Here is a 25,830-nt window from a genome sequence, read left to right as displayed (position 1 = left end):
TATTATAAACAGCAAAGTATCACAATGAGCTTTTGATTTGCTTTATGTTTTTACAAAGGTTTTTAATTTTTTCATGAAAGAGAAAGACACTCTAAAAGTTATATTACAAATAGCAAAGTATCATAATGAGCTTTTGATTGTTTATTGCCTACAACTGCCTTTTGAACGCCGTAATCGTTTGCTAGTCAAAAATACTTTCCAGATTTTCTTTAATCAGCAAGCTAAATCTTCGTGCAATAATGAATGATGGTTTGATAAGATTTTACATAAAATTATTATTGTTACAAAATGTAATAATAATTGCACTTATGTTATTGTATTTATGAATATTACCTGTAAATTTGTTTCGAATTAGATGAAACACTTAATTTTTATTAGGAATAATCAATACCTAATATTCAATTTATAAAGACAAAATAGGGTGTAGAAAATATAAACTCATACCATTTATTAAGATGGATTGGGGTATAATTTTTATGCTAAAATTTTGTAAAGTTCTATATGTCAGCTAAATACAATTATATGTTCTCTAAATAAAGGATAGACGATTTAATAATCAAAATAATGTTTTCAAAAAGAAAGTTTTCGATAATAATAGTGTTATGCTCGCTATTATCTTTTATTAAGTTACAGGCACAAACTGCTAAAACAAATGTATTGGTTTTTAGTAAAACCGCAGCATTTAGGCATCAGTCGATTGATGCAGGAAAAACAGCTTTAGCCAGAATGGCGAAAGAGAAAGGTTTTGGTGTGAGTTTTACAGAAGATGCTGAGACCTTCAATGAACTAAATCTTAAAAAATATCATGCTGTGGTATTCCTCAATACAACTGGCGATGTATTGAACAACGAACAGCAAAGTACTTTTGAGCGATACATTCAAGCGGGTGGGGGATATGTCGGGATTCACGCTGCAACAGATTGTGAATACGATTGGCCTTGGTATGGGAAATTGGCTGGAGCATTTTTCTTGGATCATCCATCTACGCCAAGTAATGTACAAAAAGGCAAGTATTTTATCACTCAAAAAAATGAATTTACAGCAGGAATGCCAGAGGAATTTGAGCGTACAGATGAGTTTTATAGTTTTAAAGACATTTCCCCGAAAATCAATGTAGTCTTGAAAATTGACGAAAAAAGCTATATCGGTGGTAAAAACGGCGAGAATCACCCAATGAGTTGGTATCAAGCATTTGATGGCGGTCGTTCATTCTATACGGCAATGGGACATACCAATGAAACATTTTCAGAACCACTGTTCCTAAATCATCTTTGGGCAGGTATCAAATATGCTGCTGGACTATCGTCACTAGGAGGGGAAATGCCTAAAAATGTGGACTTTAGCAAAGCAAGACCAGAAGAAAATCGTTTTACAAAAGTAGTTTTAGAAGAGAAATTGGATGAACCCATGGAGCTATCAGTACTAAACGATGGGAGAGTATTGTTTATTCAGCGAAAAGGAGAAGTTCGTTTGTATAATATCAAAACGAAAGAATTGAAAACCATTGCTAAAATTCCAGTTAACCTTAAATATGTCAGTAAAGAAGGGAAAGTATCAGTAGCTGAAGATGGACTATTAGGATTGAATAAAGACCCAAATTTTGCTCAAAATCACTGGATTTATTTATATTATTCAACTCCAGAAGCATCTAAAAATATCTTAACAAGATATGAACTCAAAGGCGATGAATTAGTCCTTGATTCTAAAAAAGTATTATTAGAAATACCTACTCAGCGTGAAGAATGTTGCCACACAGGAGGTTCTATCGCTTGGGATAAAGTCGGAAATCTATATTTATCGACTGGCGATAATACTAATCCACATGGTTCAAGTGGTTATAGCCCAAGTGATGAACAAGAAGGAAGAAGTGCTTGGGATGCACAAAAGTCATCTGCAAATACAAACGATTTGAGAGGTAAAATCATCAGAATTAAACCACAAGCCGATGGAAGCTATACGATTCCTGAAGGAAACTTATTCCCAAAAGGTACGCCGAATACTCGTCCAGAAATTTATACGATGGGACATAGAAATCCCTTCCGTATTTCAGTTGACTCAAAAACTGGTTACGTATATTGGGGAGAGGTAGGGCCAGATGCTTCGAAACCAACAGAAAATAGAGGTCCAGCAGGACATGATGAAGTAGGACAAGCACGTAAAGCAGGGAATTTTGGTTGGCCGCATTTTGTAGGCGATAATCAAGCTTACTATAAATATGATTTTGCCAATAAAAAGTCTCTTGAACAATGGGATGCGAATGCTCCTACAAATACTTCCCCCAATAACACGGGCTTAAAAGTGCTTCCACCAGCACAGAAAGCATTTATTTGGTATCCTTATGGATTGTCGAAAGAGTTCCCTTTGGTAGGAAATGGTGGTAGAAATGCGATGGCTGGGCCAGTATTTTATTCGGATGAATTTAAAAATGCTACTCGTTCTTTTCCGAAGTATTATGATGGAAAATTCTTAGCTTATGAATGGATGCGTGGCTGGATTATGGCAGTAACGATGGATAAAGAAGGTAATTTTGAGTCAATGGAGCGTTTTATGCCAAGTTATAAGTTCAGCAACCCAATGGATATGGAATTTGACGAAAATGGAGATTTGTATATGTTAGAATACGGTTCTGGATGGTTTACTGCCAATGATGATGCTCGTTTAATTCGAATAGAATACAATGGAGGAAATCGTAAACCGCAAATTCAAATGGTGGCGAATCAGATGGGAGGAGCCGTTCCGTTCAATTTAAAACTTAGCTCAAAAGGTACGGTTGATGCCGATGGAGATGTTTTGAAATATACTTGGAAAATTACTTCAAAAAATGGTTTTAGTAAGATTGTCAACACGCCAGAAGCGAATTTAATGCTCAGTAAGATAGGCGTTTACAAAGCTACGCTAACAGTAAATGACGGCAAAGGAGCATCGAATAGTCAGTCTATGGAAATTGCAGTTGGAAATGAACCGCCAGTTTTGAGTTTGGAAATGCCAAAAAGTAATAAGACTTTTTTTGTGCCGAATCAATCGTTCAACTACGAAATTAAAGTAAAAGATAAAGAAGACGGCACATTAGGGAAAGACATCAATGAAGAGCAAGTAGCGGTGAGTATTGACTATTTATCAGAAGGTTACGATAAAATACAAATTGCCCAAGGACACCGTTCGGCAGATGCTAATGCCCTTTTTGCCACAGGAAAAAAACTGATAGATGGCAGTGATTGTGCGGCTTGTCATAGTAAAGAAAAAAAATCAATCGGACCAAGTTATAAAGAAGTAGCAAGCAAATACAAAGGAGATGGCACAGCCTTGGAAAGACTGACGAAAAAAGTAATTTCAGGAGGAAATGGTGTTTGGGGCGAAACTGCCATGGCTGGGCATCCACAGCTTTCTGCTAATGATGCAGCTGAAATGGTAAAGTATATTTTAAATCTTTCCAATGAAAAACCGAAGGAAAAATCTTTACCAGTAAAAGGGAAATTTGATGCCAAAATTCCATCAGGAGATAAAGGAAAAGGTGTATTTATCGTAAGAGCTTCTTATGAAGACCAAGGAGCGAATAATCTTCCTTCTTTGAAATCAGAGCAATCATTCATACTAAGAAATGCCAAAGTAGATGTACATAGTTTTGATGAGTATGATAACATCAATAAAATGGCATTTAGTGGAAGAAATTTATTAATGCCAGCAAAATCTGGAGCAAGTGCGAGAATGAAACAGGTTGATTTGAATGGAATTACAGAACTTCAGATTTTTGCTTCGGCACAGAAAGCTCAGTTAAATGCGGCAGGCGGAAAAATAGAATTACATATGGATAGTCCGAACGGGAAATTAATTGGCGAAACAGCCTTTTTGGAAGCTTCAGATAAGTCAATGTTTGGAGCGGCACCGTTAAGTATTCCAGTAAAATTACCAGAAACTGTTACGAACAAACTTCATGATTTATACTTGGTTTTTGTCAATCCAAAATCAGAAGGTCAAACATTAATGGTGGTAACGAGTGTGGAATTTAAGCTCAAAACTGAATAATAAAGTCTTATAATTCAAAAGAGTACAACAATTTTTTAAATCAAATTCACAATTAAACAATCAATTACATGAAAAAAGCAAGCATTCTTCTATTTGTGTTATTACTTGGAGTAGTAATCAATGGATTTTCACAGACAACAACACCAGCGCCGACTAAAGATTTCTTTGTGGGAAAATGGGAAATAACCATTTTCGGAACACCCAATGGAGATAGTAAAATGGTTACTGTACTTGTACGCAAAGACGGAAAACTGACGGGGGAATTAAAAGACGCAACAGATACCACAAAACCAGCTATTCCGATTACATCTATTGAGGAGAAAGATGGTGAAATTGAAATCGCTTTTTCAGCTTCTGGTTATGATGTAACCTTGCCTTTAAAAAAAGAAAATGACGATAACTTGAAAGGGCAATTGATGGGGATGTTTGATGCAAAAGCAGTAAGAATTAAAGACAAGTAGTTGCTGAAAATAAAAGGAGGGAAGTATTCTCTCCTTTTATTTTTACCGTTAAAAAGCCTTTTAATATAATCCAAAAACTAAGATTTATCCTTAAATCTATACAGATAAGGAGCTTTATTGGCTGCACCAGTGTATTTCTTTTCAAGTCTTTCTAAGATGTTCATATCCAGCATTTTACGTTGAAAACTGTCTCTACGAAGCTCTTTCCCTAAAATTGTTTCATACAGTTTTTGGAGTTCCTGCATCGTAAAAGTTTCAGGAAGTAAATCAAAGCCTACCAATTTATAGTCAAGCATCATTCTCAATGTTTCTAATCCTTTTTGAATGATGTCTTTATGATCCAATGATAAGGTTGGTAATTCATTTATATTAAACCATTCAAAGGCTTCATCATAAAATTCATAGACTTTAGGCTTTACTTTAGAGTATTCAACCAGAGCATAATAACCAATTGAAATCACTCTGCCTGCTAACCAATTTAAGCGAGAATCATCATGATGTTCAGAGGGAATTAAATTTAAAATAAAATTTCTTGAGACTCTATTTACATCACCAAAAATGCCAAATTGTTCGAGGTGAATATTCGTCAATCCAGTTCTATCTTTAAGCATTCTATCTAAAGCTTCATCCACACCTTCCGCCCTTTGAATAAATCCACCCGGTAGCATCCAGCAACCATCTAAGTTTTTAATTTTTACGAGTAAAACTTTTAGCTCATTGTTGTGAAAACCGAATATTACACAATCGATGGCAATATGTTTTATGTAGTTATCAAACACATTCAGTGCTGTTTCTGCGGCATCCATTTATAAGTAGTTTATGTTTTGTTGATTCAATTTTAATTAAAATTGGGCGAATATACTACAAATTTACTCAAACTTTATATTGTTACAAAATGTAATAATAATTGTACTAATTTTATTGTATGTTTAAATATTCCATTTATATTTGTCCTATAAATAAGGACAGTATAAAGAAATAAAACCCAATTTATTTTTAAATAAAAATAGCCGATAATGCTGAAACATTATCGGCTACAGATTACTCATGCTAATTGTCGAGAAGAGCATGATATTCAATAATTGATATGAAAAAATGGACATTGCTTGTTTTAGGAGTACTTCTAATAACATTTGCTTTTAAACCATCGAAGGAACAACCTTCAAAATGGTTGACTTATTATGATTTCAATTCGACAAAATTCAAAAATCCAACGCAGGAATTTGGCCCGATGGCTCGTTGGTGGTGGCCTGGGAATGATGTAAATGCCACAGAATTACAAAGAGAAATTAATCTTTTTGCGGATAATACTTTTGCAGGAGTAGAGATACAAACGCTAAAATTAGGCATGCCTATTACGGCAGAGAATCGTGATAAAATATTAAGTTGGGATACGCCTCAATATTACGAAAATGTGAAAGCAGTGATGGAGGAAGCTCGCAAAAGAGGACTTATCATCGACATGACCAATGGAAGTGGTTGGCCAGCAGGAAGCTCCATTTTGCAAGGAGATGATGGGTTTCGTAACCTTAAATTTAATACTGTTACTGTAGAAGGAGGGAAGCCTTTGACGGTGGCTTTGCCCAAAGTACCAAGTAAAATAGGGAACTCTCTTTTACAAGCCGTAGTAGCTTCTAAAATAGTAGGAGGGAAGGAAAACCTTTCACTGAAAACAACACCTTTAGATATTCATTCGAGTATAATTCTTACTAATAAAGTAGTTGGTGATTCTGTAAAATGTTTATTACCTGATGGTTACTGGAAAATTATTGCTTATTGGAGTTTGCCAAGCGGAGAAACACCGATGTCGTCAGAGCCAAAACAAGGGTATGTAGTTGACCATTTTAATTCAGAAAAAGTACTCAAATTGTACAATCATCTTTTTGGCGAACGGACGGGATTAAAACCTTATTTCGGTAATCCGATGAGAGCGATTTTTAACGATAGTTATGAATTCAAGGCAGATAGACACTATTCCCACGATTTTATAGATTGGTTTAAAAAGCATAGAGGTTACGTCCAACGCCTTATTTGGCAGCAAATATGCAAAAAGGTTACAACTATGTTTCTTTTATGAATCCGAATGCGCCGAAAGATTTCACTTTTGATGCTGAAACAGATGCCAGAATTCGCCATGATTACGACCTTACTTTAAGTGAATTATTGGGAGAACATTTCTTGAAAACGAGTAAGGATTTTATGGAAAAACAAGGGCTGTTGCATCGTACCCAAACATATGGTTTGAATATGGATATGATGTCAATTGCTGGTTTAGCATCTATTCCAGAAATGGAAAGCATGTTGGCTTCTGAGGCAAATATGAAAATTGTTTCTTCTGGAGCTCATTTGTATAATCGTCCATTGGTTTCGTCTGAATCTGTGGTTTTTATCAACAGAGCTTATATGACAACGCCACAAAAAACACGTTTGGCGGTTGATAAATTATTTGCGGCGGGAGCGAATCAAATTATTTATCATGGAATTCCTTATCGCTATTTTCCTAAAGATTTTGCCAAAGAAGGCTGGTATCCATTTTCAAGTTCAGTCTTAGGTATGGTCAATTTCTCGTCAAATTATGGTGAGAGTGATATTTTCTGGAAATACCAAAAAGACATTAATCAATACATTCAGCGAACACAATATGCTTTGCGTGCTGGAAAAGCCAAAACTGATGTTTTGATTTATTTCCCCTATATGAATGTCGATAAAATGCCCGAAAATCCAACAGAAATTATGGCGATGGGTGAAATGGTTGGCGTTGAACCTCCTTTGGCGAAAGCAAAGGAACAAGTAGATGAAAAAAGTAAATGGGCTGAAAAAACGTGGGAGCTTATCAATCAATTGGAAGCCAAAGGTATTACTTGGGAATGGGTAAATGATAAATCTATTCAAGAAGCGAAACTTACGAATGACAAGCAAATCAATATCAGAGGCAATATTTATCAGGCACTTATTTTATCGGATAATTCAACGATAGAACTTCAATCTGCTCAACAAATTGCCAAATTAGCGAGTCAAGGAATGAAATTTTTGAATTCAGGAAATTTACCTAAAAAGCAACCATCTTTTCTGAATTGGGAAGAAAATGATAAGAAAGTAGCAACACTTTTAAAATCAGCGATTCAACAGAAAAATAGCACTCAAATTACTGAAAAAGAACAAGTTGATACTTGGATTGCTACCTTAAAACAGACCGTGAAATTTAATGATTCTTATCATTTTACTCGCCAAATTCAAAGAGAAATGAACGATGAAAGTCGTATTCAATTTATCTGGAATAAAAGTGACCAATGGCAAACAATTTCATTATCGCTTGATAAAAAATATACAGGCAGTTATTGGCTTAATGCAGAAGATGGTACAATCACTCAAAATGCTAATCAGTCAAAGGCAAGCTATCAAATTCCGCCTTATAGTTCAGTGATTTTGTATGCTTCTACTAAACCGATTACAGATAATTCTTTACTATCAAAAGCCCCAGTTAGCCCTACAAATGCTAAAACACTTTTGAATATTGAAAAATGGGCTATTGAAGCAGATACATTAAAAGTAACAAACAGTCATTTATTCGACTGGAAAACAAACAATTCCTTTAAACATCTTGGCATTGAAGCAATTTATAAAAGCTCATTTGAAATAAATGAAATAGATTCAAAAAAGCATTACTTACTGGATTTGGGCAAAGTGTATCACACGGCAGAAGTATTCATTAACGGAAAATTTGCAGGTAAAAGAATCAATCCTCCTTATACTTTGGCAGTAGATAAGTATTTGCAAAAAGGAATTAATAAGATAGAAGTTAGAGTATTACCAACTTTGTTGAATCATTTTATTGTTGAAGCTGTAAAAGGTAATTCGCATTATAGACAATTCAAAAAAATGGATGGGCAATTGATGTCAAATGGTTTGGTGGGTACAGTTAAAATCTTAGAAGTAAAAGAATAAGTACATGAAAAATACCGTGAAACAGCTCCTTTGTTTGAGCATCATATTATTGGGAATTACGTTACAAGGAATCGCTAAACCTATTTTGTCAGGAAGAAAAATTTCTTTTGATGACCAATGGAAATTCAAAAAAGGCAAAGAAACGAATGCAAAAGACGTAAAATTTAATGATACTGATTGGCGAAAATTAGATTTACCGCATGATTGGAGTATTGAAGATTTGGTAGAAATGCCAAACGATAGTATCATAGGTCCCTTCTCTAAAAAAGCAGTTGGTAAAAATGCCACTGCTTTCACTGTAGGCGGAACGGCTTGGTACAGAAAACACTTTGTGTTAGACAAAACAAGTGCTGGGAAAAAGGTTTATATCCAATTTGATGGCGTTTATATGAATTCCGATGTTTGGATTAATGGGCATCATGTAGGTAATCACCCGAATGGCTATACTTCGTTTATTTATGAGCTGACTGCATTTTTGAATCCTGTTGGACAAGAAAATGTGATTGTCGTAGAAGTAAAAAATGAAGGAGATAATTCTCGTTGGTACTCAGGTTCAGGTATTTATCGTCATGTTTGGCTGAATATCGTTCATCCAACACATATTGAAAATTGGGGCGTTCAGATAGTTTCAAGCAAAGTTTCTGAGCAATCAGCTGCTATTCAAATTACTACAAACATCAACGATGCTCAAGAAAATCTAAGCTTAACAAGCGAACTATATGCAAGTACGGGAAAATTAGTGGCTACTAATACAGTGATTGTTTCTGGCAAAAGTAAAATGGAGCAAAATATCATTTTGAAAAACCCTGCTTTTTGGAATATCGAAAATCCAATTTTGTATAAAGCAAAAGTGCTTTTGAAACAAAACGGCAAAGTGATTGATGAATACACACAACATTTTGGTATCAGGAATATTCACTTCGATGCTGAAACAGGCTTTACGCTGAATGGAAAAAATATAAAACTCAGAGGTGCTTGTATTCATCATGACAACGGTCCATTGGGAGCGATGGCGATAGATAGAGCCGAAGAACGAAAAATTGAATTACTGAAAAAGAATGGCTACAATGCTGTTCGTTTTGCTCATAATCCCTATTCTGCAGAGCTTTTAGATGCTTGCGATAGACTTGGAATGTTAGTAATGAATGAAGCCTTTGATATGTGGAATATCAACAAAACACCAGATGATTATGCTGATTCTTTCAAAAATTGGTGGCAAAAAGATTTGACATCCTGGATTCAAAAAGATTTTAATCATCCTTCGGTTATTATGTGGAGTATTGGTAATGAAATCCCCGAAATAGTAGATAGTTTGGGCTATGAAACTTCACAGAAATTAGCTGATTTTGTGCGTACTTTGGATAATACAAGACCTGTTACAGCAGCAATTCCTTTCCATATTCCCTTGCTAAAAAGGAAAAAATGGGATGCGACAGCTCCTTCATTCGATGCACTTGATGTAAGTGGCTATAATTACGCCTTGCAATACTATGAAAGCGACCACAAAAAATTTCCCAAAAGAGTAATGGTTGCCACCGAATATTTTCCACCAAAGGCATTAGAAAATTGGAATGCCGTAGAGAAAAATTCTTATGTCATCGGTACTTTTAGTTGGGCAGGCATAGATTATTTGGGCGAGGGAGGCATTGGCTTGGCAAGACTTAAAAGCAATACAGGTAAAAAAGGGGATGGTCTTATGGGCGAAGGTTTTGTCGAAACGTTTATGTCACCCCAATGGCCAATATTTAATTCATATACAGGCGAATTAGATTTGATTGGCAACAAAAAATCAGCTTCCTATTACTTGGATGTTGTTTGGCGAAGAAGTAAAATTGAGATGTTGGTTCATCGTCCCATTCCAGCAGGCTACAAAGAACAGACAGGATTTTATGGTTTTCCAGATGAATTGAAATCTTGGACTTGGACAGGACATGAAAATGACTCATTACAAGTAAGGGTTTTTACAAGAAGCTCAATCGTAAAATTAGAATTGAATGGTAAAGTAATCACCGAGCAAACAGTTCCTAAAGGTTCTATAACAGCAACATTTACAATTCCTTATGTAGCAGGTAAATTAGTGGCTCGTTGTTTTGAAGGCGATAAAGAAGTGGCTTCTGAAACAATCACAACAGCAGGAAAGCCTTTTGCACTACGTTTAAAAGCCGATAGAGCAATTATCAAAGCGAATAAAAATGACCTTGCTTACATTAACGTAGAGATTGTAGATGAATTTGGAAATGTTGTTCCATCTGAAGATGAAGTATTAGTAAAGTACCAAATCGCAGGCAATGGTAGAATCATAGGCGTAGGCAATGGCAATCCAAGAGATATGTCGAGTTTCCAGAAACCAGAGAAAAAAGTATTCCAAGGAAAAGGATTAGTAATTGTTCGCCCAACACAAAAAGTGGGAGAAATTATCTTAAAAGCAGAAGCAGAAGGACTGAAAAGCAGTATTTTGAAAATTAAATCACAGTAAAATTTAGCTGAAATTTTTTTCATCAATTTTATTATTTCAGGAGAAACAAATTGACCTAAACAGATAAAACCCCTTTCCTTTGTGTTTGGGGTTTCTTTGTTTGCTCAAAATACGAGCGTATTATTTGCAAATGGCGGTTTTACTGATGAAAGTACTATTTTTCTTTGTGAAGCCTAGAATCTTGTTTTAACTTGCACATAAACGATTTATGTTTTTTCTTGAAATTATTAAAACTTGTATTCAGAATTACCAAATAACGAAACCGATTGGTGGAAACGCCTTCTTGATGGAGAACAAGAAGCACTGGGCTATTTTTACCAAAAATATGCTGACACGCTATTGAAGTACGGACTTTCGATTGTGTATAATCGAGATTTGGTAAAAGATGCTGTGCAAGAGCTTTTTGTTCAGGTTTGGAATCGAAGAAAAAATCTTTCTACTCCCAATTCCGTCAAATATTATCTTATCGTATCGCTCAGAAGAATTATTTTAAAAAGCGTTGTAAACGACCGAAAGCAGTCGGATACAAACCCAGAAGATGATTTTTTCGTGAATAATTACAGTCAAATCCCAGAATTAGATGCGCCAGATATTGATAATATGCTGAAAGTAGCCATTCGTTCGCTTCCGCCACGCCAGCAAGAAATTGTTTTCTTACGTTTTTTTGAAAACATGAGTTACGAAAGCATTGCTGAAGTAACGGGTTTAGATTACCAGATTTTGCGCAATACTTTACACAGAGCCATCAAAAGTTTAAGACATAACCTTTCGGATAAAATAGATTTGCTATTGCCAATGATGCTTTTGCTGTTCACTTGTTTGCTTCGCAATTAATTTATTTTTAAAAGGTTACAAAAACAATAAAGTACGTCTTTAACGATATAATCCTTAATTTAATCAACAGCTTTCCCATTTTGAAAATGAACTATTTAGCATTTGACATAGAAGATTTTATAATGGATGACTTTTTCCAAAAATGGGTAAAAACACCAGATGAACAAACGGAAGCGTTTTGGAGACAATGGCTTCTTGAACATCCTGAGAAAAAAGCTGTAGTAGCACAAGCGTCTAAATTCATTCAAAAAATTGATTTTAATGAAAAATGGACAGCCACAGAACGCTCAGAAATTTGGCATAATATTGCCATAAATCTGGAAAATGAAGCCATTGAAAATACAAATACAAATATCAAACCGCTTAAAAATTATTGGAATTGGTTGGCAGTTGCTTGTTCTTTGGTAATGATTACTGCTGTTAGTTTATATTTTTATCGTTTTAGAACCCAAGAAGTAACAACGAGTTTTGGAGAAATTAAGCAAATTACCCTAAACGATGGTTCTGTAGTTACGTTAAATGCCAATTCTTCTATCGTTTATAAAAATGGAATGTATGCCAATTCCAACCGTGAAGTTTGGGTAGAAGGCGATGTGATTTTTGAAGTAAGCAAACAAGTAGATAATGGCAATAAACTTCCTTTTATCGTTCATGCAGAGAATTTGAATGTAGAAGTATTAGGAACAATTTTTAGTGTTTCAAATCGCAGACATGAAAAGAATATTGTTTTGCAAGAAGGCTCAGTAAAAGTAACGGATGAAAAAGATGTTGCCAATACTGTTTTGTTACGTCCAAATGAAAGCGTTAGTCAATCGAAAACAGCTTTGGTTAAGCAAGAAGTAGATGCGCTTTATGCCACTGCTTGGAAAAATAAAGTAATGTTGTTTAAACAAAAATCATTGGTAGAAATGGCCAAAATGATGAAAGATTTATACAACATCGACATGGTAATTGATAACCCAGCCTTAAAAAATGAAACTTTTACGGGTTCATTTCCAACGGATTCTGTAGATATATTTTTTGTAAAACTCCAAAAATTATATCCCGTTCAAATTACTAAAAATGGGAACAGTATTCACTTGAAATAAGATTAATCTTACCAATAAGCTATTAGCATTAAAAGTATAAATACATTTTGGGCTAATAAATTAGTAATGAATGGATTATAAATTACTTAGAATTATATTTTTACTGCTTTTTATGTATTTTCCTTTGTGTAATGAATCATTTGCACAAAGAAGTAAAGTACTGTCTAAATCTCCCTTTACGGTTTCATTAGTGGAAGCCATTGATATTTTAGGCAAGCACTATAAGGTAATATTTGAGTATAACGATAAATTATTAGCCAATAAAAAGGTAGAATTATCGGCACTTAATAAGTACAACAACCTTGAAAAAACACTTGATTTTATCATCAAACCCTATGGCTTTAAGTTTGAGAAATTCAGTGAACAATCCTACCTGATTTTCGACCCAAATGTCAGAAAAGAAGTAAAAAACGTTTTGCCAGAAAAAAAAACGATAAGTCAATCTACAGGAGAAATAATCTTAAAAGGAAAAATAAATGACCCTGAATTGGGAGTCGGTTTGCAAGGCGTAAGTGTTGTTCTTAAAGGGACTTCCAAAGGTACACTTACAGATAGTGAGGGCAGTTTTTCGATTAATATTCCTAAAAGTAATACCGTTTTATTGATTTCAAGCATCGGTTATTTAAAGGAAGAAGTCATCGTTAATCAGCAAAATTTCATTCAAATAAGTCTTAAAATTGATAATAATCCGCTTTCTGAAGTAGTGGTAGTTGGCTATGGTATTCAAAAAAAGGAAAGTTTAACGAGTTCAATTGCTGTAGTTGGTCCAGAAATATTTAAGGATAGAGCAGTTAGTAATACTGCTTTGGAATTACAAGGAACAACTCCCGGCTTAACGATTACCCGAAATTCTTCCAGACCTGGTAATGAAGGCTTAAAAATCAGAATTAGAGGCGAATCTTCCATTACAGATGTTGACCCGCTGATTGTGGTGGATGGTGTTCCAACATTGGGTACTTGGGAATTAAACCAACTAAATTCGGATGATATAGCTTCCATTAGTGTATTAAAAGATGCTTCTGCGGCAATTTATGGTGCAAGAGCAGCAGGTGGCGTTATTTTGATTAGCACCAAAAGAGGCAAAGTTGGGAAAATGAAATTAAGTTATCATAGCAGTTTAAGAAGTTCTTCTTTGGCTAGAACTACGCCCATTGCTAATATGTCTGAATATGCAAAGTTATTCTTAGAAGCATCTGAGCAGGACGGCGTAGGCTATTACTGGATTTATGATAAAGAAAGCCTTGAAAAAATGCTTGTTGGCAAGCCATTTTTATGGAGAAATACTTCTTTGGGCTATGATTTAGCTTATGAAGACAATAATTGGATGAACGCTTTGTATGGAAAAGCATTTTCTCAACAGCATAATCTGAGCCTAAGTAATGCTTCAGACAAGTCAAATTATCGTATTTCTTTGGGTTATGCCAATAATAGAGGTTTATTAAAACCAGCCTACGATGGCGAAAAAAAGTATAATTTGCGGGTAAATTATGATTATGAACTCTCTAAAAAAGTGAAAATTGAAACGGGGATTTCTTATGATAAAAGAGAAGTTTCTTCGCCCATTACTGGAGTAGGAGATGGCTGGTACGACCCACCGATTTTTCCAGTCTATAACTTTAAAGGCAATTGGTACGACAATTTTGGCTTTAGAAATCCTGTCGCAAAAACGACCGAAAGTGGCAGAATCACCACCACAGATGATATTATTCGTTTAAATCTTAAACTTTCAGCGAAGCTTTCTAAAGTATTGACTTTCAGCACTCAACTTTCAAATGTAAATCTGAGAGGCTGGAAAAAACAATATTATCAAACCTACCAGCTTTACAATTGGATTGGCGATAGAATCACCAGTGTTCAAAATCCTGACCCAACCATTCAAGAGGATGTGTATAATACCAACTATCAGAATTATGGTGGATTCTTAGATTATAAAAAGGCATTTGCTAACCAACATTCGTTGGCTGTGATGCTTGGTACAACCACTGAAATTAACGAAAATAAATACCTATCCGGTAGAAGAATACGCTTACTTTATCCGGGTTTATATGATTTGAATACCGCCGACCCAACAAATGCAAGTAATGCAGGCGGTTCTAGCCATTGGGGTTTATTTTCTTTTGTGAGTCGGATTAATTACGATTATCAAGAAAAATATCTTTTAGAATTAACGGGTAGGAGGGATGGCTCTTCTCGTTTTGCTAGTGATTTCAGATGGTCGAATTTTGGAGGAATTTCTGCGGGTTGGATAATTTCCAAAGAGAAATTTATGGAAGAAATTCCTGCTATCAGCGAACTAAAAGTAAGAGCTGGTTATGGAGAAAAAGGGGGACAATCGGGCATCGGGCTTTACGATTACTTATCCATTATCAATTCAGGCACTACAATTTTTGGTTATCCTTATACGATTCAACCAACAGCTTATTTGTCGGGAATGACTAGCAATACCAGAACTTGGGAGCGCATAGGCATTGCCAATATTGGCTTTGATTTCGGGATGATAAACAATAAACTAATCGGTACTTTCGATTATTTTCTGAAAAGAAATAACGGAATGCTAATTGATGTTACTTATCCAGAATTATTGGGAACGAACGCCCCTAAAACCAATAATGGTATTTTGTCGATTAAAGGTTGGGAGTTTCAAGTCAACTGGAAAGATAAAATCAGAGATTTTGCCTATAATTTGTCTTTTAATTTGAGTAATAATCAAAATAAATTGATTGCGATGGAAGGCAAAAACTCATGGAATACAGGCATTGTTCCACAGATTCAAGGTTATCCATTGAATGCTATTTTTGTCTATAAAACAGAAGGGTATTTTCAGTCTCAAGAAGAAGTAGATGCTTATTATGCTAGATTGACTGCCATCAATACTGGCGAACTTCCAATGGTAGGTACGCAAAAATTACGAGCTGGGGATTTGAAAAAAGCTGATTTAGATGGAAATGGCTACATTAGTGCCACTGGGAATCCTAATCAAGGGAACGGATTAACGGGTGATCTTCAATATATTGGCGATAATGCACCACATTATACTTTTGGTTTCAATTTTGGCTTTACCTATAAAGGTTTTGATTTTACTTCCATGTTTCAAGGCGTAGGAAGCCAAAATATGTTGAGAAGTGGAAATCTAAATGCTCCTTTTAGAACGATTTATGTGAATCAAAACCCTAATTTTTTAGGAAATACTTGGGCGGTCGATAATCCCAATGCCATGTATCCAAGATTATCTTTAACCACACAAAGAAATGCTTGGAACTATAATTTCACTGATATTATGGTGCAAAAACTGCGCTATGCTCGCTTGAAAAATATGGTATTGGGTTACTCTTTCTCGAATAAAATGGTAAAAAAAATTGGACTAGAAAAGTTCAGAATTTATGTAGCAGGTAATGATTTATGGGAATGGACGACGATTAAAGATGGTTTTGACCCTGAATTTGGAGAAAATACCAATCAAACCTATCCATTTGCTAGAACTTGGGCAGTTGGCTTAGAACTGAATTTTTAATTTTTTAAGATGAAAAAGCAATTCTTTTTTTACGGGCTATTATTGATTGGAAGCTGTTTTGCTTGTAAAGACGAAGTATTAGATTTAGAACCGCTTGACCAAGCAACCGAAGCTATTTTCTTTAAAAATCCTGAACAATTTAAAGCCGCCACCAATGATTTTTATACTAAAATGATTTCGTGGCGAACCATTGATGACTCAAATATTTATGATTGGATGGATATTGGTTCAGACCTTACCTCAAGAGTAAATACTTATGGACAAGGTGGGGGAATAACTGGAGCGATAGATATTTACTGGCGGAATCCTTATAAATATATTCGTTCAAATAATATTTTGATTCAAAAAGGGCAAGTATATACTGGAAATAAAGACGAAATTAAAACATACTTGGCTGAAGCCTATTTTTTTCGGGCATGGCATCATTTCTTTCTGCTCAAACGCTTTGGTGGTGTGCCAATTCTTACAAAAGTACTTGATGTTGATTCGCCAGAATTATATTCAAAAAGGGCGACTAGGTATGAAGTAACCAAGCAAATTCTCTCAGACCTTGATTTAGCGATTCAAGACTTACCAACAGAGCAAAATATCGCAAACAACGATAAAGGTCATGTAAGTAAATGGGCTGCAATGGCTTTTAAAGCGAGAGTTTTACTTTACGAAGCAACTTGGGAAAAATATGTAGGCGAAAGTACAGATTTTGAGAAAAATCAAAAGAAAGAAGATAAAACCAGACAATATTTAGAGGAAGTAGTCAGTCTGACAAAGACAGTTATGGAGCAAGGAGGTTATGAGCTTTGGGACAAATTGGGTGACGAAAGTTATTTTTACTTATTTAATTTAGACGATGCCCTTTCAAATCCATTAGGTTTTACCAAGGCTTCTAACAAAGAATTTATCTTGAAAAGTAATTATGATTTTACTTTTTACAGAGCACAAATGAACATTAGTCATACTGTTACAGGGCATTTAGCGCCGAGCCGAAAAATGATGGATATGTATTTATGCAAAGATGGATTACCGCCTTCAGAATCTACCGTTTTTAAAGGATATGCGAAAATGACGGATGAATTTGATAACAGAGATAACCGCTTAAACAATTTTGTGTATAGACCTTTAAAGAGATATTGGGGCTACGGGAAAAGTACGAGGGGAGGGGGCGCCAATTATGGACAAGATTTTCCTTCGACAATTTTACCTGCTATCGCTATTTTAAATGCCAGTACATCTGGTGGTTATGGAAATCGTAAGTTTTTATCTGAGCATCGCTTGCGAGAAGATAATCAAGAATCGTACGATTATCCACAAATCAGATTGGCAGAAGTGTATTTGATTTATGCTGAAGCTTTGTATGAAAGAGATGGATTTATTTCGGATGAAAACCTGAATATTTCTATCAATAAAATTAGGAATAGGGCAGGAGTAGCCCCATTGACGAATGCCTTGATGGCGACTCATCCGAAACTAAACATGTTAGGCGAAATTCGCAGAGAAAGAGCCTTAGAGTTATTTGGAGAAAACTTCCGTTTTGATGATTTAAAACGTTGGAATATTGCCGAACAAGAGTTGAACCAAGCAATTTTGGGTGCAAGAGTAATCGGCACGGAATATGAAACGTATATTTATAACGGAAAGCCCATTTATACGCCTTCTGCCTATACTACTTTTGGGATGGATGCCCAAACGGGAGCAATTGTTTTAGACCCAGCTAGTAATCGTAAGTTTTCAAAGAAGAACTATTTAGCGCCAATTCCGCTGAACCAAATAATTCTTAATCCTAATCTAAAACAAAACCCTGGTTGGTGATTTTTTAGGATAAGCCTATAAAAAACAAGCCCATACGAAAATCGTATGAGCTGTCTGTACAAACAAATGTATAGATGTTACAATCCGTCATTATACATGAGTACTTGTATTTGTTCGTTGGATTGATGAGGTTTCATTATTTTATGACTTTTATCGTACAATACTTATTGCCAGAAACAATTTTCAATAGATACACGCCAGTACTTAACTGACTAGTCTGGAATGTAAAACGTTCAGTATCATTCGGTTTTTCTAGTGTTTGACTGAAAACTTCAGTACCATTAAGGTTAAACAAGGTAATTGTTGTTGCCAAGCCTTGTGTTCCTCTAATGTCAACTTCCGCTCTATCTCTCGTAATCGGATTGCCTAACATTGTGGCTTCTAAAATAACGGAAGGTTCTTCGTCAACTACCGCCATTCTAGCATTTGCAAGAACTGTAGGTTCTGTTCCATAAATTAATTGTCCTTGATAATAAACCGTTACTTTATCGTTCAGAGCCATTTGCTTATTGCTGTTATACGAATAATCGTCGGCTAAATTGAAATTCGACCAATCTGTTTTGGCGATTCTATACTGAATATTACCCGTAGAACTTGAAGGATAAAAAGTGCCCAAATTTGTTTTTACACCTAGTTCCAAATAGGTATTCGCACCTGTTTTAGCAGGATTTAATGTTACAAATTGTGATTCAATGTTTGCATTTCCCAAAGCGGCATAATCCAAGTAATAATTAAGCGAAGGCGCTCCTTCTTTGGTAAACCAATATCTTACTTTCACATCGCCATAATTGATAGCAACATTTCCTTCATTATTGATTTTCAGATAAGTACTGATGGTATTACTTGTGGTCTGATTCGTCTTTGTTTCAGTATAAACTTTTAAATTCACAAGCGGAGTAACGGTTGCAGGTTCAACTCCCCAAACCAATACGCCATTACGATACATTGTGATGTGTTCGTTATAAGCATAAGTACTTGAATTGCTGTGTGAATAATCGTCGGCTTCACTTAAACTTGTCCAATTGGTATTCGCTAATCTCGACTGAATTACTCCTGAATTTGCACCAGCCAATAAATTTCCCGTAGTCGATTCAAAGCCATACTCAACATAACCATAAGCACCATTTCTTGGATTTTGCAAAGCAACATATTTCATTTTTACCTTGCTGTTTCCTAATTCGGCATAGTCAATCCAAGTATTGATTCCTGCATAATTTTCTGCTGTCAACCAATATCTAAGGGTAAGTTCACTGTAAGGAATGTTATCTGAACCTTCATTGAAAATCATGAGGTTAGGCTTAATTTGGTTGTTCGTCAAATTATTCTCTCCATCTTGATATTTTACTTTCAAAGTAGCGATAACTGTTAAGGTTTTACTGACAGAATCTGCAGGAAGATATATTTCATTGCCAGTTTGTGAAGCCGTAATCAAACAAGTACCTGTGCCAACCAAATGAATTTTTCCATCAATAATCGTAGCAACAGCAGGGTTTGAGCTTGAATATGAAACTGTCAAATTTGAACTAGCGACTGCCCCAGCATCAAAATCAGCATCGCCTAAAACCTTATTCGGAATATTAGCGAAAGTAATGTTTTGGGATTTCTTTAAAACCGTTAAATTTTGAGCTACCGTCGTTGCAGGTAAATACATCGCATTTCCAGTTTGTGAAGCCGTTATCGTACTTGTTCCTGCACCAATAATATGTACTTTGCCATTTACAATTGTTGCAACAGCAGGATTTGAACTTGTATAAGAAACCACCAAACTTGAACTTGAAGTAGCTTCGGCATCGAAATCCGCATCGCCCACATATTTATCTGATAATGAATTGAAAGTAATATTCTGTACAATCTTTAAAACCGTCAGCGTTTGAGAAACTTCTGGGGCAGGAAGATAAATCGTATTTCCAGCTTGTGTAGCCTTAATCGTGGTTGTTCCTGCACCAACAATGTGAATGTTCCCATTTACAATTGTGGCTATTGTAGAATCAGCACTAGTGTATAAAACAGCCAAACCAGATGTAGCTGTAGCAGGTGAAAAATCAGCATCGCCAATGGTTTTTGTTTCGATTTCGGCAAAAGTAATTGTCTGATTTTTTTTCACAACAGTTAATACTTGCGTTTGTGTAGGAGCTGGTCTGTAATCAGTATTGCCAGCTTGCGAAGCCGTAATGGTTGTCGTGCCTGCACCAAGAATATGTACTTTCCCATCCACAATACTTGCCACTGAATTATCTGAACTGCTGTAAGTAATAGGAAGTCCAGAAGTAGCAGTAGCGGGAGAAAAATCAGCGTCACCCATTTCTTTTTGAACTACCGAATTCATCGCTATGGTTTGGCTTAGTTTAGCACTTTCTACAATTTCAGTAGCACTTAATGCTCTGCTATAAATCTTGAATTCATCAATTGAACCTTTAAACATAGGGTCATTCCATTGAGATTTACCCAAGTAATTGAGGTTTGTACTTCCTATATTTGAAGGTTTGATAGTGATACTAGTACTGGTTGTCACCAAGGCACCATTAATATACAAACGACAAGTATTGCCTGATTGAGTAATGGCAAAGTGCGTCCAAGTATTAAGTGGCGTGGCAAAATTATAAGTAATGCCTTGTTCAGTTCCTCCGTTTTTAATAGCGTATCGTACAGAACCCGCAGTTCCAGTTTGAACCGAGAAAAACAGATATTTAGCTGTGCCTGTTCCAAAATCAAAAACACGCATCCAGTTGGCTAAAGCATCCATTTTTACCCATGACGATATGGTAAAATCAGACAAAGTACTCACGATGTTTGTTGGAAGCGTTGCATAAGCATTGGCCGTTCCATCCAGTTTAAGGGTTTGTCCGTATTTTCCAGTGCTACGATTTGCGGTACTCGCCAATGAACCATGATTCGCTCCCCAATTGTCGATTAAACGTGTACCATTTGATTCATCAAACTTCAAATAGGTAATTTGTCCAACATTTGGTGTGGCTACTACTTCGTTGCTATTAGGATTTTCGCCTAAATTATCTACCGAAGAAACTACATAATAATAGCTATTTCCATTACTAACATTACTATCGGTAAATTTCGTACTTGTGCTAGTCCCAATCGTAGTAAAAGGACCGCCTGAAGAATTTGAACGCTTAATTTTGTAACTAAAATCCTGAATAGCCTGCCATTCTATAATGTTTTTAGCATCACCAGATGCCACCATAACACCACTTACTGTGGTACTTTGAACGGTTAAAGTAAGTAAAATGTTACCCGTTGTACTACCATTCGAAGCGGTTAAAGTAATAGGGAAAATGCCATACTCTGTTGGTGTTCCAGTTATTACTCCAGTATTAGTATCAATACTTAAACCCGCAGGAAGTGCTGTAGCTGTAAAACTATTTGGAGATTTAATTCCTGTGATGGCATAAGTAAATGGTCGTCCAATCAATGTCGTATCAGCAATTGCACTGGTAATGACTACTGGCATGGTACGGTCATCTAATAACTGAATATCGTTACCTGTTCCACCGATATAAGTAATTCTGAAATTATAGCCACCCACGTTTACCAAAGCCATTTCAGGTAAATCTTGGAATGTTCCTGTTATGGCATTTGTGCCTGTATTGTCCAGAATAGTTAAAGTTGAGCCTAAAGGCAATTCACCTGAAACAATATTATTAATCAATAATTTAGCTTGACTCAATTGTACATTAGCAGCAACAACTTTATCAGCAGTAACAGCTTGGTTATTGATGTCAACCTTGTAAACAGCATTGCTGTTTAAAGTAAGAAGTCCCGTTGTGGTAAAAGTACCAATTGTTCCGTCAGTTCCCGGTACAAATGTAGTGCCAGCACCAATTGTTACTGAATTTGTACTTTTTCCATTTCCACCTAATGAGCCGTTTTGGACAATAATTGGACTGTTGTATGTCCCTGTTGAACCACTGTTATTCAGTAGAAATGTTCCGTTTAATACAGTCGTTGCTCCTCCGAAAGTACTATTTCCAGAGAAAGTCAAAGTACCAGTTCCTACTTTTTCAACGGATAATGTTCCTGCTGCATTGGCGATTGTACCACTAAAGTTCGTATTTGTATTCAAAGCACCAATTCTGATGATAGGAGTCCCTGCAACATTGCAACGAATACCACCTCTTCCTGATAATGAACCGAATTCAAGTGCACCTGAGCTATACATAATTCTGTGACAATCTACTCCAACTGCATCTAAAAGCCAAGCAGCGTTTGCACTGCCAGATTCTGGCACCATAAATGCCATGCGGTGATTACCACTTCGTAATTTAGTGATGAATGTTCCTGTAAAACTGCTGTTATTTCCATAAAGGCTAATGGTAGCGTAATTGTCAGAACCATCATTGATGAAAGTACCATTGCCCAAGAGTCGTCCATACAAATTTAAATGACCCTGACGTTCATAAAAATAACCAGTGTTTCCAGCAGTTACTTCAATGTCGTTGTATAAAGTGGCAGTTGCGGTATTAGTCCCAGTATATAAAGCACCACCTTCAAGGATGATTTTACCAGTACCTAAAGGGCCAGCAGTAGGAGAGCCAGAAGTTCCTGTTCCGATACCCAAAACCTGAATACCGTCGGTAGAACCCCAAGCATAACCTCTTGTTCCACGAATAAGAGTATTACCTGTATATGTATTTGCTCCAGACATTACAAGAGCCGAAGTCCCTGTTTTCAGTAAACTGCCTGAGCCACTCACTATGCCATTAAGTTCTATGCTATTGTTTTTGGCATTCACATTTAACTGTCCGTCTAAAACAATTGGCGTTGATAATATTTGTGCTTGCGAAGAATTATTCACCAAATCACTCTTTAAAGTAATGGCATTTCCAGCAATGGTATAATTCATGGCATTGTCTGCAAAGAGAATTCTTGAAACCACCAATCCAGTTAAATCATTGTTCAAGGTACTGGTTTCTGTACTCTTGAAAGTTAAAATGGCAGGATTGATTGGCACAACATTTTCTAGCCAGTTAGTAGCAACGCTGAATACATTACTTGTTGGTGTTGTATTCCAAGTTACACTATTTGTACCCGGATTTCCGAATACTTCTGCTGAAATAGCACTTTCTAAAGTAGTTCCTTTAGAAGAAATCACATAGTAATATGCCGTTCCATTCGTAACGTTATTATCAGCATAAGTATTGGTAGCAACCGAAGCAATTTCTGTATAAGGACCACCACTAGTTGTTGCACGCTTTACTTTATACGTTGATGCTCCGTCAGCAATATCCCAAGTCAAATTTACTTGTCCATTTTGGTTTGTCGCCGCAACGTTGGTTGGCACAGCAGGAGGAACGTTACCAAAAACTTCGTTTGATACTGCACTTTCGTTTGTCCCAATCAAAGCCGTTACTACATAATAATTATTTACTTCATAAGCTGGCGATGGGTCTGTAAATGAAGTAGCGGTAATGTCCGTTTGAATTGTAGTGTAAGGACCACCAGCTGTTAAAGAACGTTTTACAGCATAAGAAGTAGCATTATCGGTTGCCGTCCATGTAAGTTTGATAGCAGAACTCGTAGAACTTACGGCTAAATTATTGATGGCAATCGGCGTTAGATTACTCAAAACATCAATTACTAAAGCTGCTTTTCCTGCTCCATTAGCATTGGTTGCTTCTAAAAGAACCACATTTTTACCAACAGTAGTGGGTGTTCCCGAAATCACACCAGTAGCAGCATCAATACTTAATCCAGCAGGTAAACCTGTAGCTGCAAAAGCTGTTGGTGTTCCTGTAGCGGTAACATTAAAATTGAAGGCAGTTCCAACTGTTGCCATTGCCGAAGTAACACTATTGATTTCAGGGGAACCAACAGCAAAAGTATTATTAACCGCTACATTTGTAAACGTTGCTGTATTTAAAGCTGAAGTATTTCTTGATGCTGTATAGAAACCAATATAAGCATCATTAGGTAGTGGAATGATAAACAAAGCGATATTTGTCCAAGTGATTCCATCGTGTGAATGATAGGCAAATACTCTGTTCCCAACTCGTTCTAATTTCAACCACCATGATGAGCTTGTACTGTAATGAGTATAACCGCTATTGGCAGCAGTTGCTCCTAAACCACTTACGTTGATTGTGCCCGGTGGGTTAAAATTGATAGATACATAGTTGGATGTAGTTGATAACGATTCACGAATCATCAACCCTGAAACTGCACCGCTAATTGAATTATTTTCTATTTTAGCCACAATGGCAACATCACCTTTTACTGGTTTAAAAGTAAAATTGCTATTATTGGCAGGAGATGAACCTGCCCCTTTTGCTGTCCAAGTTCCTGCGTTGGTCGTAACACTTCCTTTAATGCCAGTCACGCCAATATCGGTATTACTAAAATAGCTTGCAGGCACAGCACTTTCAGAAGGATACACAATCGGAGTCATAGGCGTTGCCGTTGAATTATCCGATGATTTTAAATATAAAAATGACCATGCTCCTTCACCAACCAAGCTTCTCATTTGGTCGGTATAAGGAGTAGGAATACCTTTACGAAGCGAATAAGCCCCTTGAATGATATTATTAAATGGGTGCTGTTTACGAGAACCCGTAGCAATTCCCCAGCCTGAAGTCCAATAAACAGAATAACCACCATACGGAGTAAATATTAGTCCAGTAGGGTCAATGGCATAATGATTGTATAATTCACCAATTGCTAATAAGCGATTATTCATTTCGGCAAACATATCATCACCTTGTTTAAAAGCTACTTCAGCATCCCAAGCCAATGCCCAAGCCTGTCCAAACCAGTGGTCATCTCTACCCGTATCGCCAACCTGACCAGAGGGAATACTATTCCGTAAACCCGCTCCAGCTTCCATACGGTATGATTCAAGGGCTTGATTCCACTTTACTTCATCATTTAAAAAGGCAGCAATACCCAATGCAATTTGTAGTTGAATAGCTCCTTTGTTACAGTCTCTAAGCGGGTTTGGAACCCAAGAAGCTGGATAGAGTACATTCGCAAAATAATTATTGACGTGTGCTGTATTGTCGGCTGTCCAACCCGGATAAGTACTCTTTAGAATATCAGCAGCTGTGATAAAGTATGGTGCATAATCACCAATATCAAGCATGTTTTCGCCACCACCCCAAGTAGTATTGGTAACAGCCCAAGCATCTAATATTTGGGTAGCTTTGGCGGCATAAGCGGCATCGCCCGTAAAAACATACATAAAAGTAAGATTGTGAATAGCAACCATGTCTATTTTCCATGCGCTATTATTCAAATCGGGAGCTCTGGTAACGGTTGCGAATGGCCCTCTCATGGAGAAAGAAAGTTGAGAGCGATAATCATTTCTTAGCGCATTATAACCTGTTAGCCAAGGTTCTTGGGTAATATTGACTTTCAACTGATTCAAATCAGATTGAGTAAATGGAATACCCGGATGCACAAATGTTTTTTGGGCTAATATCTGTTGCTGAAAGCCAAAGAAAATTAGCAATAATCCAAATATAAAATTCGAATAATTCTTTTTCATCGTTATGTTTTTTAGAGATATGATTGTTAAAAAAATGCTTAGAACATCATCTTTTAAAAGAAATAGTAGTTGTTTATCATCATGATTTAATACTACTCATAGCAAAAAGTAGCGAAAATGTGGCTGAATAAATTCCTTATTGGGAGTTTTAGAATATGGAGTGATTTAAGCTCACCCCATATTCAGATAAT

At 36.1% G+C, this 25,830-nt stretch carries 11 protein-coding genes; 9 read left to right on the top strand and 2 right to left on the bottom strand.

What is annotated here, in order from left to right:
* Window positions 1-564: 564 nt before the first annotated feature.
* Complete coding sequence (locus VB798_RS15210) at window positions 565-4,023, top strand: ThuA domain-containing protein (protein WP_323259801.1); 3,459 nt, start codon at window positions 565-567, stop codon at window positions 4,021-4,023.
* Between the two features lie 68 nt (window positions 4,024-4,091).
* Window positions 4,092-4,484 carry a hypothetical protein gene (locus tag VB798_RS15205; RefSeq protein WP_323259799.1) on the top strand — a complete coding sequence of 131 codons (393 nt, stop codon included), beginning with the start codon at window positions 4,092-4,094 and terminating at the stop codon, window positions 4,482-4,484.
* A gap of 77 nt (window positions 4,485-4,561) precedes the next feature.
* Here VB798_RS15205 and VB798_RS15200 read toward each other — a convergent pair whose 3' ends face one another.
* Window positions 4,562-5,290 carry an NUDIX hydrolase gene (locus VB798_RS15200; protein ID WP_323259797.1) on the bottom strand — a complete coding sequence of 243 codons (729 nt, stop codon included), beginning with the start codon at window positions 5,288-5,290 and terminating at the stop codon, window positions 4,562-4,564.
* 281 nt (window positions 5,291-5,571) lie between these two features.
* Between VB798_RS15200 and VB798_RS15195 the strand changes: the two genes are divergently transcribed.
* From VB798_RS15195 to VB798_RS15165, 7 genes are all read left to right on the top strand, one after another.
* On the top strand, window positions 5,572-6,561 hold the full coding sequence (locus tag VB798_RS15195; RefSeq protein ID WP_323259795.1) for a glycosyl hydrolase: 990 nt from the start codon (window positions 5,572-5,574) through the stop codon (window positions 6,559-6,561).
* Window positions 6,528-8,429 carry a glycosyl hydrolase gene (locus VB798_RS15190; protein ID WP_323259793.1) on the top strand — a complete coding sequence of 634 codons (1,902 nt, stop codon included), beginning with the start codon at window positions 6,528-6,530 and terminating at the stop codon, window positions 8,427-8,429. Before VB798_RS15195 ends, VB798_RS15190 begins: the two co-directional genes overlap by 34 nt.
* 4 nt (window positions 8,430-8,433) lie before the next feature.
* Window positions 8,434-10,905, top strand: a complete 2,472-nt coding sequence (locus VB798_RS15185; protein ID WP_323259791.1) for a glycoside hydrolase family 2 TIM barrel-domain containing protein — start codon at window positions 8,434-8,436, stop codon at window positions 10,903-10,905.
* A gap of 234 nt (window positions 10,906-11,139) precedes the next feature.
* Window positions 11,140-11,739 (top strand): RNA polymerase sigma factor, encoded by a 600-nt coding sequence (locus VB798_RS15180; protein ID WP_323259789.1) that lies wholly within the window; start codon window positions 11,140-11,142, stop codon window positions 11,737-11,739.
* A gap of 86 nt (window positions 11,740-11,825) precedes the next feature.
* The gene (locus VB798_RS15175; RefSeq protein ID WP_323259787.1) at window positions 11,826-12,827 is read left to right on the top strand and encodes a FecR family protein; all 1,002 of its coding nucleotides are present in this window, start codon (window positions 11,826-11,828) and stop codon (window positions 12,825-12,827) included.
* 70 nt (window positions 12,828-12,897) lie between these two features.
* Window positions 12,898-16,338 carry a SusC/RagA family TonB-linked outer membrane protein gene (locus VB798_RS15170; protein ID WP_323259785.1) on the top strand — a complete coding sequence of 1,147 codons (3,441 nt, stop codon included), beginning with the start codon at window positions 12,898-12,900 and terminating at the stop codon, window positions 16,336-16,338.
* Between the two features lie 9 nt (window positions 16,339-16,347).
* On the top strand, window positions 16,348-18,144 hold the full coding sequence (locus tag VB798_RS15165) for a RagB/SusD family nutrient uptake outer membrane protein (protein WP_323259783.1): 1,797 nt from the start codon (window positions 16,348-16,350) through the stop codon (window positions 18,142-18,144).
* Between the two features lie 136 nt (window positions 18,145-18,280).
* Here the strand turns inward: VB798_RS15165 and VB798_RS15160 are convergent, their stop codons facing one another.
* A complete protein-coding gene (locus tag VB798_RS15160) occupies window positions 18,281-25,639 on the bottom strand; it encodes a cellulose binding domain-containing protein (protein WP_323259781.1) in 7,359 nt (2,452 codons plus the stop codon).
* Window positions 25,640-25,830: the final 191 nt, after the last annotated feature.

It is taken from the genome of Arcicella lustrica, assembly GCF_034930985.1.
GTDB classification, from domain to species: Bacteria; Bacteroidota; Bacteroidia; order Cytophagales; family Spirosomataceae; genus Arcicella; species Arcicella lustrica.
Note: the sequence above shows the minus strand (reverse complement) of the source record. Positions and strands in the feature narration are given on the sequence as shown.